Origin of the sequence: Photobacterium alginatilyticum (genome assembly GCF_009910675.1) — a bacterium.
Classification (GTDB): domain Bacteria; phylum Pseudomonadota; class Gammaproteobacteria; order Enterobacterales; family Vibrionaceae; genus Photobacterium; species Photobacterium alginatilyticum.
This window is the reverse complement of record NZ_RSEJ01000022.1, coordinates 1-13,244: the sequence shown is the minus strand read 5'-3', so window position 1 is coordinate 13,244 and position 13,244 is coordinate 1. Positions and strand designations below refer to the sequence as shown.

The 13,244-nt window shown below is 45.7% G+C and carries 13 protein-coding genes; 7 read left to right on the top strand and 6 right to left on the bottom strand.

Annotated features, from left to right (window positions below):
• The first annotated feature begins 74 nt into the window (after positions 1 to 74).
• Positions 75 to 980 (top strand): LysR family transcriptional regulator, encoded by a 906-nt coding sequence (locus EIZ48_RS19070; RefSeq protein WP_160654796.1) that lies wholly within the window; start codon positions 75 to 77, stop codon positions 978 to 980.
• 79 nt (positions 981 to 1,059) lie between these two features.
• On the opposite strand, the gene EIZ48_RS19065 is transcribed toward EIZ48_RS19070, so the two are convergent.
• Together EIZ48_RS19065 and EIZ48_RS19060 are read right to left on the bottom strand one after the other, a co-directional pair.
• Positions 1,060 to 2,712, bottom strand: coding sequence for an alkaline phosphatase family protein (locus EIZ48_RS19065; RefSeq protein WP_240153028.1), 1,653 nt, complete (start codon positions 2,710 to 2,712; stop codon positions 1,060 to 1,062).
• Between the two features lie 148 nt (positions 2,713 to 2,860).
• A complete protein-coding gene (locus tag EIZ48_RS19060; RefSeq protein WP_500690610.1) occupies positions 2,861 to 3,685 on the bottom strand; it encodes a formylglycine-generating enzyme family protein in 825 nt (274 codons plus the stop codon).
• A 141-nt stretch (positions 3,686 to 3,826) separates the two neighbouring features.
• Here EIZ48_RS19060 and EIZ48_RS19055 point away from each other — a divergent pair, with 141 nt between their 5' ends.
• The 5 genes from EIZ48_RS19055 (at position 3,827) to EIZ48_RS19035 (ending at position 9,592) form a co-directional block, all read left to right on the top strand.
• On the top strand, positions 3,827 to 5,146 hold the full coding sequence (locus tag EIZ48_RS19055; protein ID WP_160654790.1) for an anaerobic sulfatase maturase: 1,320 nt from the start codon (positions 3,827 to 3,829) through the stop codon (positions 5,144 to 5,146).
• Between the two features lie 15 nt (positions 5,147 to 5,161).
• On the top strand, positions 5,162 to 6,241 hold the full coding sequence (locus EIZ48_RS19050; protein ID WP_160654787.1) for a tetratricopeptide repeat protein: 1,080 nt from the start codon (positions 5,162 to 5,164) through the stop codon (positions 6,239 to 6,241).
• A gap of 48 nt (positions 6,242 to 6,289) precedes the next feature.
• Positions 6,290 to 7,453: an OmpP1/FadL family transporter gene (locus EIZ48_RS19045; RefSeq protein WP_160654784.1), complete on the top strand. Its 1,164-nt coding sequence runs from the start codon at positions 6,290 to 6,292 to the stop codon at positions 7,451 to 7,453.
• Positions 7,454 to 7,637: 184 nt separating this feature from the next.
• Positions 7,638 to 8,429 carry a protein-tyrosine phosphatase family protein gene (locus EIZ48_RS19040; RefSeq protein ID WP_160654781.1) on the top strand — a complete coding sequence of 264 codons (792 nt, stop codon included), beginning with the start codon at positions 7,638 to 7,640 and terminating at the stop codon, positions 8,427 to 8,429.
• Positions 8,430 to 8,560: 131 nt separating this feature from the next.
• The gene (locus EIZ48_RS19035) at positions 8,561 to 9,592 is read left to right on the top strand and encodes a lipase family protein (protein WP_160654778.1); all 1,032 of its coding nucleotides are present in this window, start codon (positions 8,561 to 8,563) and stop codon (positions 9,590 to 9,592) included.
• Positions 9,593 to 9,840: 248 nt separating this feature from the next.
• Here the strand turns inward: EIZ48_RS19035 and EIZ48_RS19030 are convergent, their stop codons facing one another.
• From EIZ48_RS19030 to cspE (EIZ48_RS19020), 3 genes are all read right to left on the bottom strand, one after another.
• Positions 9,841 to 10,575 carry a DNA/RNA non-specific endonuclease gene (locus EIZ48_RS19030; RefSeq protein ID WP_160654775.1) on the bottom strand — a complete coding sequence of 245 codons (735 nt, stop codon included), beginning with the start codon at positions 10,573 to 10,575 and terminating at the stop codon, positions 9,841 to 9,843.
• 319 nt (positions 10,576 to 10,894) lie between these two features.
• Positions 10,895 to 11,104: a transcription antiterminator/RNA stability regulator CspE gene (gene cspE, locus EIZ48_RS19025; RefSeq protein ID WP_036830632.1), complete on the bottom strand. Its 210-nt coding sequence runs from the start codon at positions 11,102 to 11,104 to the stop codon at positions 10,895 to 10,897.
• A gap of 411 nt (positions 11,105 to 11,515) precedes the next feature.
• Positions 11,516 to 11,725 carry a transcription antiterminator/RNA stability regulator CspE gene (gene cspE, locus EIZ48_RS19020; RefSeq protein ID WP_047874816.1) on the bottom strand — a complete coding sequence of 70 codons (210 nt, stop codon included), beginning with the start codon at positions 11,723 to 11,725 and terminating at the stop codon, positions 11,516 to 11,518.
• Between the two features lie 480 nt (positions 11,726 to 12,205).
• Here cspE (EIZ48_RS19020) and EIZ48_RS19015 point away from each other — a divergent pair, with 480 nt between their 5' ends.
• Entirely contained in the window at positions 12,206 to 12,514 is a 309-nt protein-coding gene (locus EIZ48_RS19015) for a DUF496 family protein (protein ID WP_075767944.1), read from the top strand.
• Positions 12,515 to 12,824: 310 nt separating this feature from the next.
• Here the strand turns inward: EIZ48_RS19015 and EIZ48_RS19010 are convergent.
• Positions 12,825 to 13,244, bottom strand: a 420-nt coding sequence (locus EIZ48_RS19010; RefSeq protein WP_205298602.1) for a hypothetical protein, incomplete at its 5' end; no start/stop codon positions are given.

The window sequence follows — 13,244 nt, the reverse complement described above, 5'->3', positions numbered from 1 at the left end:
GTCTCAATTTTCTATGCTAATACAACTAGCCAGTTATCTATACTGGCTTTCGTTTATCTCTATCCCGGGTGCCAATGAAGAGTACTGAACTAAATTTAATTCCGATATTTGTCGCTATTTTCGAAGAACGCAGCCTGTCAAAGGCGGCGGTCAGGATGGACATTAGTCAGCCTGCAGTGAGTAAGGCGCTTAAGCGACTGCGTGAAATCTATGACGATCCGCTGTTTCACCGAAATACCTCTGGGGTTGAGCCGACTACCTTTGCTGTTGATATTTATCCGGCCATGTCAGCGGCACTGAAGAACTTCAGCTCTACACTATCGGCATCACGGGAATTTGATCCTAAAACCTCTAAACGGATTTTCTCTATTGCATGTGTCTCTGTTGCCAGCTATACCCTGATCCCGGCTTTAATTCTGCAAATGCGCAAAGAGGCCCCGAAGATTGCACTCGAGATTCATCCTTTGTTTACCGAGGATATGGAAGCGGATTTGCGCTTGCAGCGATATGACTTAATTATCGATATGCGACCGCGTGGTCGGACTGTGCTCAAAACAGAGGTACTGTATTCCGAAGAGCTTAAGGTCGTCTGTTCAGCAAATCATCCACGATTGAGTGACAGTGTTACGGTGGGTGAGTTTCTCAGTGAAGATCATGTTGTTGTCGCAAGGTGGCAGGCGAGGCGCAGTTTGCTGAATGCAGAAGATTTTCCCGAGCTCGACAAGCGCAATATCATTGTTCGCGCGCCGGGAGCAGTAGAAATGCTGCCAATTATCGCCGGATCAGACATGATAGGGATCCTGCCGGCATCAACCATCAATGACTTCTCTGAAAAATATGATGTTAAGGCATTGCCAATGCCATTTGGCGGCAGCGTACAAGATTTATGTGCTATCTGGCATCCCAGCCGCACATCGGAAAACGCTCATCGCTGGCTTCGAAATCAGTTGTTCAAAGTAGTTAAAGATGTCGAACTGTAACGGTTAGAGTTTTTGATAGAGCGGTTCGACTAAGCCCGTGCCATGGTGGTACGGGCTTTGTGCTTTGAGAGACTGCGTTTTATTTGCTGCTGCCTGCTACCTCTTTTAATACGGTTCCCGTTGTGCCGCTTGGCTGGGTGATCCCCAGTTTGTTGGACAGTGTTGGCGCGATGTCGTACGGCGTTATTTCTCGGGCCACTTTATTTGGTTCAATGTTGTAGCCAGCAAAAATGACCGGGACATGGGTGTCATAGCGCCAAGGCGAGCCATGAGTTGAGGCAATAGTCAGCCCGTCCATGTCATTGATGTAGGTGCGAGGGGCGAAAACCAAATAGACATCACCTGAACGTTGTGGATGGTAGTTGTTTTTTACCAGGGTCATAAGGTGGCTATCCGGAATACGGTTCGTTTCGATATCGCGACTTGTTACCGCATAAGCGATCCCTTTGATTTTTGTCATCTCTTCAGCGACAGCAGCTTGAACATCAGCTAGCTCAATGCCCTTATCTTTGATGAGTTGATGATCGAGATAGATATAAGGCTGGGCGTAAAGGCGGACAACATTTTCGGGCAATCCAAATTCTTCTTGCAACCTTTTCTTTAAGTCATTATTTACAATGGTTGATTTATCGAAGTACCCGGCATTGCGATAGCCCAGTGCATTGACCGTAGGGGCGGCTTCCGGAACACCGTGATCGGCTGAAAGTACGATCAGCGTATTCTCCAGGCCAATGTGTGAGTCTACGTGTTTAAACAGTCTGGCAAGGGTTTTATCTAGCCGGATCAAGTTATCTTCTGCTTCCAGGCTGGCAGGTCCGTACATGTGGATGACGTAATCGTTAGCCGAGAAACTCACAGCCAGATAGTCAGTAAACTTGCCCTTGCCGAGCTGTTCTTTATCGATTAGCGCGGATGCAAAGTCAGCCGTTAGCTCATCACCGGCAGGGCTTAGCGTTAGCATAGTGCTGAAGTATTTGTAGGATGCAGGGCCATAAGGGTGCGGAAAACTGCGCCTGAAGCCAGCCAGATCGACCTTGTAGGAAGGATCGCCTTCCTTGAGGGTGTAATTCTCGGCAGGTAGGGATAGCTGCCACTGTTGTTTGCTGTATCGAGCCGGATGATTTTGAGCATTCCACTGGTTTACCCATGCCGGATACTGGTCGTAGTAATAATTACTGGTGACAAACTCGGATTGGGCCTTGGAGAACCAAAACGCTTTACCGCTATGGCCGGCTAGCGAGATAGCACCGCGGTCTTTGACTGATACCGAGAAGAGTTTAGACTCGCCATTGCTGGCGACGGCCAGTTCGTCACTGAAGGTTGTCGACAGGATCGGTGCCGGGGAGCGACCATCTTGTTTTGCTGCTTTTTGTGTCGGGTCGATTTCAGTGGACTGGTTGACTCCGGCATTGGCTGTCAGCATGGCATAGTCGGCATCTTCCACGTTGTAGACCAGTCGCTCTAGCTGACGGTCATACCAAACATTTCCTACCATGCCGTGTACGCTCGGAGGTGCTCCTGTTGCCAGGGAGACATGGCCGACAATTGTTTCGGTATTACCGTGCTGATAGTGCGCATTGGTATAATAAGCGCCTTGTTCCATCAGGTATCGAAAGCCACTGTCACCAAAGTTTTTCTTGTATCGTTCAATTAAATCTGCGCGAAGTCCGTCGACGGTGATTTGAAGCACCAGTTTGGGAGCTGAACCTGTAGCTTTGCAAGCTTCAGTCATATTTTTCGTGGCGGGAACTGTCGCATAGCAGGGCACAGCAAGTAACCCGGCGAGAACCAGCATCGGGATGCGTGGTATGTTCATAGTTAGTCCTTATTCTTTTAAACGTAAGAAGGCGATGAAATAAGAATGTGTTTTGCAGGTAGCCTTAGTCGGCATCACGGACCAGACGCAGTCCCATGTCAGACATAATTACCGACTGGCTGGCAAAGTCCCGACGGAAATTTTCCGACTCATCGGCATCGTAAGAAAAGCTGCCACCGCGGACAGACTTGTGAGCAAGCCCGATGTCAGTCTCTTTGGCGTTGTTGGGGTTGTCAGCAGGGCCGTAGCGGTAGAAGTTCTCATCAAAGGCATCAATAACGAATTCACCGACATTGCCCGTCATATCGTACAAGCCAAGCTCGTTGGGCTTTTTCATGCCTACAGGCTGAGCACGGTTTCGGGCATTACCGGCATACCAGGCAACCTCATTGATGTCATTTGACCCGCTGTAGAGATAGCCCTGACTTTTGTTACCACCACGAGCAGCGTATTCCCACTCGGCTTCTGTCGGCAGGCGGTAATGGCTACCCGTCTGGGCGTTGAGCTGTTCAATGAAATAGTTGGCCTGTTGCCAGCTAAGGTTGTTCACCGGTACATTTTTACCCTTGAAGTAACTCATGGATGAACCCATGACACTTTCGAATAGCTCTTGAGTCACTTCAAACTTCGAAATATAAAAGCTATTAAGGCTAACGGTACGTGCCGGGCTTTCAGCCTTTTTTACCTCAGGTAGGGAGGTGCCCATCGTAAAGCTACCACCTTCTACTAATACCATATTGGCTTCTATCTGCTGGGCAACAGGATGCGTTGTGACCTGGCTTGAGTGGGCAACTACCCAATAGACAGCAGGAATACAGACGGCAAGACCAAGAGTGGAAAGAGTCAAGGTACGCATAGGTAGAGAACGTATAGAACGGGGGGCTTTCATAACGGAGCTCCGCTTAATAATTAGGCGTTTCTAGTTTATGGAAAAACGCCATTCCAATTGGTTATAAGGGGTATAACAAGCGCCGGGCTGCGCGGGGATTTACACTGCGAGCATCATTTTGAGTCTATCTGGTGGTGCAATATGCTGATTACCCAAGGTCCACAATTTAACGGCAAGGCGTCGAAACGAATGCATGTGATGGCAAAACCGATTGGTGCTGCATGTAATATCGATTGTACTTACTGTTATTACCTCAGTAAGCAGGATTTGCTGGAATATAAGCAAGGCTGCTCTCCCAAGCTTGATGAGCAAGCCTTAGAGACTTATATCCGTCAGTACATTGAAGGCCAGAACACACCAGAAATCATCTTCTCGTGGCAGGGTGGCGAACCGACGATGCTGGGGCTGGACTATTTTCGCAAGATAGTTGAGTTACAAAGAAAGTATCAGCTTCCGGGCATTGTGATCGCGAATGATCTGCAGACAAACGGCACGTTACTTAACGATGAGTGGTGCGAATTTCTGGCCGCAAATAACTTTCTTGTCGGACTAAGCATCGATGGTCCGGAAATGCTGCATAACGCCTACCGGACAAACCGAGCCGGGCGAGGCACATTTCGCCAGGTAATGGCTGCCGTCGAGTTACTACATAAGCATAAGGTGAAGTTTGCGACCTTAACCTGTGTAAATAATCTAACTAGCAAGAACCCTCTTGAAGTGTACCGCTTTCTTCGCGATGAGGTGCGCTCGCCTCAAATGCAATTTATTCCGATTGTCGAGCAAAAAACTTTCCGTACTACGGCACCGCAAACCTGGCAACCGCAAGAACAGCTACGTCAGGGGGATAACCGATTGAAGCCCTGGCATAAAAAGTCAGTGGTCGAGCCTTGGTGTGTGTCTGACGAGGGGTGGGGAGATTTCCTGATTGCTGTTTTTGACGAATGGGTAAAACACGATCTGGGTAAGGTGTTTGTGCAGTATTTTGAGGCCAGCGTCGAGACTTGGATGGGGCGTAAAAATCCGTTATGTACTTTAGGCGAAATGTGCGGAAAGGGACTGGCTATGGAGCCAAACGGTGATGTGTTCACCTGTGACCATTATGTGTACCCCGAGTACAAGATAGGCAACATTCATCATCAAAAACTGGATGAAATGGCATATTCGGAGCAGCAGCAGACGTTTGGTTTTGCCAAGTCTCGCACCTTGACCAGCCAGTGTCAGCAGTGTGATTACCAGTTTGCCTGTTTTGGCGAGTGCCCTAAAAACCGTTTTATTCGTACCACAGATGGAGAGCCGGGGCTGAATTACCTATGTGCTGGTTGGAAAAAATTCTTTAGCCATGCGGATAAGTCGTTGGCTTACATTTTGAGAGCGACGGGCCACCCTGTTGCCCATGGCAAATACCGGGATGAGTTGCTTAAGCCATCAATGAATCGTTTTCCCTATCCGCCGCAGTTCTGATCAGTGAGGTTTTCGATGAACAAATTATCTTTCAGCCTCAGAAGTATTGCGAAGCCTGCGGTATCTGCTGCCTTAACGCTATCTTTGTTGGCGCCTTTGCAGGTAAATGCACAGTCCTCTGAAGCAGCAGATGCTCAGGCAGAGTCTGACACAGGACTATTAGTCACTCGGGGCTCTACCGTAACCGAGGACACGCAGTCGGCTCAACTTCAGAAGTGGGTCTATATCGCGCAAGATCAGCGTCAAAGTGATGAGGATAGGGCTGAGGCGTTACGCCAACTCGCTCGTTATCCAAGCCAGAACAGCCTGGTGGCTGTTGTTCGTGGATTACGTGATGACAGTGCTGTTGTAAGAGAGGCGGCTGTGATTGGTGCGGAGCCCTATCAGTTCGAGCACCGTTGGCGAATGGTATCGCCATTGCTTAATGATCCGGTGCTCCAGGTGAAAATGGCCGCAACCACCAGTCTGATCCGTGATTTTGGCAACATGTCTCCCGAACAACAGGCAATGATGGAAAACCCAACCTCGGCATTAATTCGACACTTGTCTGAGCAAGAAGACGAAGGCATGCAGCTTTTGCTGGCAGATATCTATCGCTGGCATCAGGAGTTCGGGCGTGCAAGTCGCCATTATCAGAGGCTATTGGCTGACAATAAAATCAATCCGCAAATCTGGCTAAGCATGGCTGATAACCAGCGAGCACAGGGGCTGGACAGTGATGCGTTGGTTACGTTAGAGCAGGCGATAGAACGATTGCCAAATGAGGCCAACTTACATTACTCCAAAGCATTGACATTAGTCCGGCTGGAACAGAAAGCTGCCGCAGCAAAAGCGATGCAGCATGCTGCAAAGCTTGCGAAGACTAACAGCTACTTTTGGTATCTCAGTGGTGTACTGCAAGAGTCAGTTAACCTTGATGCGGCCATATCGGCTTTTGAACAGGCTTATCTGATCTCTGGTGCCCCGGAACAGCTCTACGCCGTTTGCGATATCTATATTCGCAACGGGCATCAGAAAACTGACGCTTGCCTGCAAGAGCTCGGCAAAATTGCGCCTGAGTATGTTATCAACGAACTCCAATCTAAGCGTGGCTGAGTGTTTTAGCCCGAAATCTACCCGAAAATAACAATGATGAGTGACGTAATGCGAATAACAACGCCGACCCTATTGGCTGCGGTATCTGTACTGTCTTTACCGGTACAGGCAAGTGGCATTTTTCTTCAGGAGGCCGTGACGGCCAATGCCGGTACAGCAACCGCTGGTGATGGCGTTTATAGTGGCTCGGCTGCTTCAATGTGGGCGAACCCGGCCACCATGAGTGATATGGGAGATCAGCTCACGACATTCAATGCGCTGGGCTTCGATCTGGAAATGAAGTATCGGGACAACACCGGTCAGGGGGATGGAAAAGCAAGCTCTTTTCTTCCATCATTTGGTGCTTTTCATGCTCACCAGATCAGCGATGATGTACACCTTGGGCTCGCTTTAGGTGCCGTTGGTGGTTCGAGTCTGGCTTATGGCGAACAGTGGGCCGGTGCGGCGGCACTTGATGAAATTACCCTAACCGCCATGCAGTTCAATCCCTCGTTGAGTTATAGCCTTAATGAACAATGGGCTGTCGGGCTCGGGTTACAGCTCAGCTGGGCAGCACTTCAGCAATCGACGAGTTTGATTGAAGCCAAGCAGGATACTGACTGGGCATTTGGTGCAAATATTGGGGTGATATATACCCATGATGAACGGTTTAAGGTCGGGGCAAGTTTCCGGAGTAAACTTGAGCATGAGTTTGACACGAGGGTTACCGGTCCTACCGAGTTGGGGGTGATTAACCGACTAAAGACTGATATCAGTCTTCCGGCGTTAATGGATGTTAGCGCCAGCTATGCAGTCACGCCACAGTTGAACGTGCTGACATCGGTGCAATGGCACCGCTGGAGTGAGTGGGATACAACGGTACTTGATTTTGGCTTGGGTAATAATGGCGTTGTGATTGACCGTGACTGGGATGATGTCTGGAAGGTGGCTTTGGGGGCGGACTACCAACTAAACCACAGGTGGCGATTAAAAGCCGGTTTCTCTTATGAATCGTCGCCACAGGATGATGCATCCAAGCAATGGGTTGACGTACCGGTTGGTGAGCAATATCGTTATTCGGTCGGTGCATCGACTTATTGGGATGATATTAAGATTGATACCTTCTATGAGTACGCAGATCTTGGTGGGGTCGATATCAGACGTAACTTGCCAAGTTTGGATGGAACATTTGACGGCCGCATACATTTTGTTGGTGTGAGCTTTACGTATTAACCATTCAGCGTGAAGTCATGTGTTATGTTAACGCCTTGCATGAGCAGGGCGTTGCTATATTGAGCAGTTATTTTTCATCGTGAGCGTTTTATTGGAATTTAAGTCATAAATCTATCAATAAGAGGCGGCTTTGCTAGCTGGAGAGTATAGGATTGGCCTTGGAAACAACAAAGGGGATAACTGAATGATTGAAGAAAGCGGTTTGGATACATATCAAGCAACAGCGCATCGGTTAATGATGATTAAAGGAGGAGCAAGGTGCTTTGCCTTTGATCCAAACCGTGACAGGTTTAACCTGTTGCATTGTGCAGATACCAGTGTGCGCAATGAACTTAATGCTAATCGTATCAAGATTAATGACCGCTATATTGCAATTGCGTCGCAGTTCCCGTATCAACATCAGTTGGAAAGTCATTTTCAGATGCTGGTGGAAAACCGAACGCCTGTTTTGGTTGTACTGGCAAGTGACACTGATATCCAGGGCAATGATCTTCCAGATTATTTCTCGAACTCTTCGACATACGGCAACATTAGGACACAATCGGTATTTTCGAGCACAGAAGGCCTTGGCAGTGGAATTGAGGCAAGAGTCTATCAATTAAACGTAGCCGGGTACGATGCCTCTATCGATATACCTGTGGTTCACGTACACAACTGGCCTGATCATCAGACGGTCAGCACGGAAGCGACAATTAATTTAGTTGCCTTGATCGAACGTATTACAGCCAATAAACGTGCTTTCTATGAGAAGAGACGAAGCCGTGCAGTGCTTGATTCAGCAAAGTTGCTACCAGTAATTCATTGCCGGGCAGGCGTAGGCCGTACGGGGCAGACAATAGCTACCATGGCAATGAACACATATCCAAATATGTCTTTAGAAGCGATCACCCGAGACCTGAGAGCTTCACGAAACGACTATATGATCCAGACTTCTGTTCAGATGGAAACCTTAGTACGTCTAATGGAAGAGAAATAAACTCGCGTTGTAGGTAAAGGCATAAACGTTAGTTTGAAGAATAGCTGCTTGGTGTGATCATAGTCACCATGATTCATATATGATTTACTATTATTCCCTGAAGTATTCAAAATGACGTTCAGGGAATGAGTATGTCTTATACAAAACAACAAATTATGCTGACATTCAGCTATATGTCCTATTTTGGGTTTACTTTGGATGGGACGGATAAGAAAAATGCTGAAATAATTCTGACAAAATTCAATGAAGCGCTTCGATCATGGAAGCCTATTAAGAATCAGTGGGAAGTCGTTTGGGGGCCTGCTGTTTTTGCTCTTCCAGGTACAAAGTTTGACGATAGCCTGATGTATGCTGTCCGTAATATTGAAGACCCTTCCAAGTACGTTATTGCTATTCGAGGTACAAATCCTGTCTCAATTCCCAATTGGGTGATATGGGATTTTCAGGCAAAATATTTGAAAGACTGGCCTTTCGGTAATCCTCCGCAGTACCTGGTACCCAAAATCTCAGAAAGCACCAATTTTGGCCTTATTATGCTGCAAGCTCTGCGGCCTGAGTCTGGTATGCCTGGCGCGAAGAAAACTATACTGGAATTCCTAAATAGCGAGCTGGGAGAAGAGGGAAAAGGTGATATCTGCATAACCGGGCACAGTTTGGGAGGGGCTTTGTCTCCTACGATGGCATTATGGTTAAAAGATATTCAAGGGAAGGGGCTGTCAGAGAATATTAATATCTCTACGGTAGCCTTTGCTGGGCCATCTGCAGGAAATGAGGACTTTGCCGAGTATTCTGATCAGCAACTAGGCGATCAATGTGTCCGCATTGCCAACTCTCTTGATATCGTACCGCACGCCTGGAATACGAAAACATTAAAGAAACTGTATGGCTTGTATTTTCCGCTCTTGCCTAGCCTTCCTTTAGCGATGGTTTTCCACAAAATGATCCGTGATTCCAAAGGGAAGAAATACAGACAAATCAATGCCGATGAACCGGCATTGGAAGGGAAATATAAAATCCTGATAGCCCCTTACATCATTCAGGCTATTTACCAGCACGTACAGGGGTATCCCGAGCTGATGGGGATGGAAGACGATATCCCACTAGAAGACTTACTGCCGCTACCTAAGATGATACGTGAGATATTAGGGCCGATAGTGAATTGAGGTAAAGCAAGGACTAGTCAGGGAAATAAAGTAGCTACTGGTACAGGATTTGTACTGGTAGCTAACCGATCAGTTTGAGAAGTTCATTGATGAATTCTAACCAGAGGTTAATGGTTTCCATTGTGACTGCTTATTTGGTGATTAAGGTGATAGGTTATCAACATGATGTATGAGGTGCACCAAAAAACACGTCATAAAACAGAAAGTAAAGCCCGCCAAACGACGAGCTTTACTTTACCTGTGAGTTATTACCACATTTCCCACTCGACAGTTTCAATTTCATCTTCAATGCCATCTGGAAGTGCACTAAAGAAATCAAGTTGAGTTAGTTGCTCAACCTCATCTACCGTTGTAATGAAGCTTGCAATCTCTGACGATGATATTTTGCGATGTGGCACAATGAATGCGATTGCATCATTGTAGGCCGGATCTAGAATGACTTTGTAAAAGTTGTTTGGGATGTACACACCGTTACCAATATAGGTTTCGTTGCCGTCCCAGATTGGACCTGAGATAACATATAGTTCGTTATAGGTGTTCGCCCACTCGCGTACTTTCTCCTCAAGAGCCTTCCAGCCGCCACGGTTAAAGCCAGGAAGCTGCGGCGCCATATTAGACATCAAAAAACTTTGTTGCATAGATTCTTGTGAAAAGTCCATCGTCCCGGAAGGAGCTAGGTGGCCACGGTCGTAGCCTGTTTTGGTGTAATCGCTACTTGTCGCACGGTATGGCGAGGGTATTTCAGTATCAGTTCGGAAGCTATTTGAACGCTCATAAAAGGCGTTCACGCTGTCTGCAGTGATATGGTAGGCCACCCAGTTGGAGACTTTGTTTTGGTAATTGTAACCCGCAGCATAGCCATCTCTACACAGGATCTGATCGCTCTGGTTTGGTGTACCGACATCAAGGTGCTGGTTACAGGTAGCAGCCGTGGCCGTGGCCGAGATGGCAAGGCTTAATATAGCCAGTAGGATATGTTTCATTATTCTATCGTCCTTATTATCAATTGTGCTTATAGGACGAAAGATATTATTGCTTTGCTGAATTATTATGTATTGATAAATAGGTAAATTGTGACTGGTGTATTTATCAATATAATGGTGTGGGATATAAAGCACTTTATCAACAATATTAATCACTTATGGGCGAAATACACACATGAGTAACGTGAAATGTTGAAACCGAGAGGTCTGTTAGTAAATGGCGATATGATGTTGGGGAAGGAGAGGCTTGATGAATTATGGAAATAAAAAAGGGTATCCTAAGATACCCTTTTCTCAAAGCTTAACGCTTGGTATCAAATTAGATACGCTCAACGTTAGCAGCTTGAGGACCTTTCTGACCTTGTTCGATGTCGAAAGATACTTTCTGGCCTTCAGCTAGAGATTTGAAGCCTTCACCAGCGATTGCACGGAAGTGAACGAATACGTCAGCGCCGCCATTGTCCTGAGTGATGAAACCAAAACCTTTCTCGTCGTTAAACCACTTAACAATACCAGTTGCTTTAGACATGACATGTCTCCTGAATAAAAATTAATCTTACGCTTGTCGCGTACTTAAGCCATCATAATGTATTACTTATGGACAAAAGAATAATGAAGCTCTTCAGGACAACTGCACTTTTTGCAAAGCGGTGGAACGAAGTTTTCTATTTCAATTTGTTGCATAAATAGGTCTGCATTACAGGCCGGGGACTATTAAGCCATAAGGGGTCGGGTAGGGCAAGCAATTACTTTAAAATTTAAGTGCTTATGGAAGAAAATGTGATATTGGTATCACTACAATGAAGGATAATCTCTGGTTTTTACAACGAGTTAGTGACAAATGACTTGAGATGAAGGAAAAAATAAAATTTTATAGCTCGGAAGAGCAGAGATTAAAAAAGGGCCAAATGGCCCTTTTACTGCTAAGTAGAAAGATAGACTAGATCTTTTCTACGTTAGCGGCCTGTAGGCCTTTTGGACCTTGCTCTGTTTCGTAAGAAACTTTTTGACCTTCCGCAAGTGTTTTGAATCCGTCGCCAGTGATAGCACGGAAATGAACGAATACGTCAGCACCGCCGTTATCTTGAGTGATAAAACCGAAACCCTTTTCTTCATTGAACCACTTAACGGTACCTGTTGCTTTAGACATGTTGTCTCCTGAATTTCTACATCAACAAAAAGCGCCAATAACTATTTAACTTTGGTGACAATTGAAACAGATAGCTTCAGTACAACAGTCTTAAACAAGAACTTATACATGAAGTGTTTTCGTTCACATTGTTGCATCATTGCCAAACACTACTGGTCTAATGAAAGAGTAGGCACTGATATGCTAATTGCAAATAGTTAAGTGATAAATTTGTGGTCAAATTCACAGGATTTAGCTGAAAAATAGACCTTATTCTCATTACATAGACAGATGAAATAAAAGCGGTTTCTTGCATTTGAGACTTGGCGCATATTGCAGTCAAAACTGGGAGAGAGTTGGACTTTATACCGAGCAGTTTGCTGTATCAAATCAAAGAATCAGCGATAAAAATTTCTTGTTGATAATGTGACTTGTGTAACAACATATTTTTCTGTTATAACAAAGTCAGTTAGGCTTTGTAGATTCATAAAAGGACAAATAATGAACACTATCCTAGAGCTTGTTCGCCAAACACGCCGCAAAAACAAACTTAAACGTGAAATCCTGGATAACGATCGTAAGGTCCGTGATAACCGTAAGCGTGTTGAGCTGCTAGAAAACTTGCTTGATTACATCAAGGCTGACATGACTCACGATCAAATCGTTGAAATTGTTGAGAACATGAAGGGCGATTACGAAGATCGTGTCGATGACCACATCATCATCAGCGCCGAGCTATCAAAAGAGCGCCGTGAAGTAAGCAAGAACGTAAAAGATTTGAAGAAAGCAGAGATTGCTCATAAGCAGTAATGCCTACGAATGAATTTGAAAGCTCGACTTCGGTCGAGCTTTTTTGTTTGAGCTGTTTTAATAATGTGCCGAGATCAGAGAACTTGTTGATATGGCGTGCTTTGCTGGCTACTAAGCCTGCTGCACCGATACCGTCAATTGTTGACGATAATAAGGCAGTGAGAACTATTTCATAATGCAATATAATTCGATTCCAGTTCATACTGAGCACTGGTGAAATCACGGGCGAAGTTGTCTGACAACGGCTACCGCCCAGCCCATGGTTATTTGGTAGTACGGCAATTCAAAACACGTTTAGCTTTAATGTTTATTACAGAGCGAAATACGACTTCACTTCTCTTTCCGCATCGTCAGGAGTCAGCCAGCTGTCTGGTCTAACACCATTAAAAATCAAATCGTCTACGATGTAATATAAGTTTTGTGCTCCCTTGATATCAGCCAGTGAATTTTCAGCGTAAATAACACTCTCAAAATGAGGCATGCATGTTCTGAGAGGAAGGATTATTTTGTTTTCTGATATTAACTTTTTTAATTGTTTAATGTCTTCACAAAATTTCAGTTCGTTAGGTATCAGTTTTCTTGGAGAACGGCTTAACTGAAATAGCAAGGCATCAATGCATGAGGGAATAAATTTCAAATACTCACTTTTTATTAGTAAGCGTCCGTGTTTGGCTAAACTTAAGAGGCGATCCATAGGCATTTCCATTTCCCAGTATACGCACTCACTATC

Excerpts from the sequence above, each read along its gene's own strand:
- EIZ48_RS19040 (WP_160654781.1), top strand. The coding sequence starts at position 7,638 with ATGATTGAAGAAAGCGGTTTGGATACATATCAAGCAACAGCGCATCGG.
- EIZ48_RS19030 (WP_160654775.1), bottom strand. The coding sequence starts at position 10,575 with ATGAAACATATCCTACTGGCTATATTAAGCCTTGCCATCTCGGCCACG.
- EIZ48_RS19050 (WP_160654787.1), top strand. The coding sequence starts at position 5,162 with ATGAACAAATTATCTTTCAGCCTCAGAAGTATTGCGAAGCCTGCGGTA.
- EIZ48_RS19060 (WP_500690610.1), bottom strand. The coding sequence starts at position 3,685 with ATGAAAGCCCCCCGTTCTATACGTTCTCTACCTATGCGTACCTTGACT.
- EIZ48_RS19065 (WP_240153028.1), bottom strand. The coding sequence starts at position 2,712 with ATGACTGAAGCTTGCAAAGCTACAGGTTCAGCTCCCAAACTGGTGCTT.
- EIZ48_RS19055 (WP_160654790.1), top strand. The coding sequence starts at position 3,827 with ATGCTGATTACCCAAGGTCCACAATTTAACGGCAAGGCGTCGAAACGA.
- EIZ48_RS19015 (WP_075767944.1), top strand. The coding sequence starts at position 12,206 with ATGAACACTATCCTAGAGCTTGTTCGCCAAACACGCCGCAAAAACAAA.
- EIZ48_RS19070 (WP_160654796.1), top strand. The coding sequence starts at position 75 with ATGAAGAGTACTGAACTAAATTTAATTCCGATATTTGTCGCTATTTTC.
- EIZ48_RS19035 (WP_160654778.1), top strand. The coding sequence starts at position 8,561 with ATGTCTTATACAAAACAACAAATTATGCTGACATTCAGCTATATGTCC.
- cspE (WP_047874816.1), bottom strand. The coding sequence starts at position 11,725 with ATGTCTAAAGCAACAGGTACCGTTAAGTGGTTCAATGAAGAAAAGGGT.
- EIZ48_RS19045 (WP_160654784.1), top strand. The coding sequence starts at position 6,290 with ATGCGAATAACAACGCCGACCCTATTGGCTGCGGTATCTGTACTGTCT.
- cspE (WP_036830632.1), bottom strand. The coding sequence starts at position 11,104 with ATGTCTAAAGCAACTGGTATTGTTAAGTGGTTTAACGACGAGAAAGGT.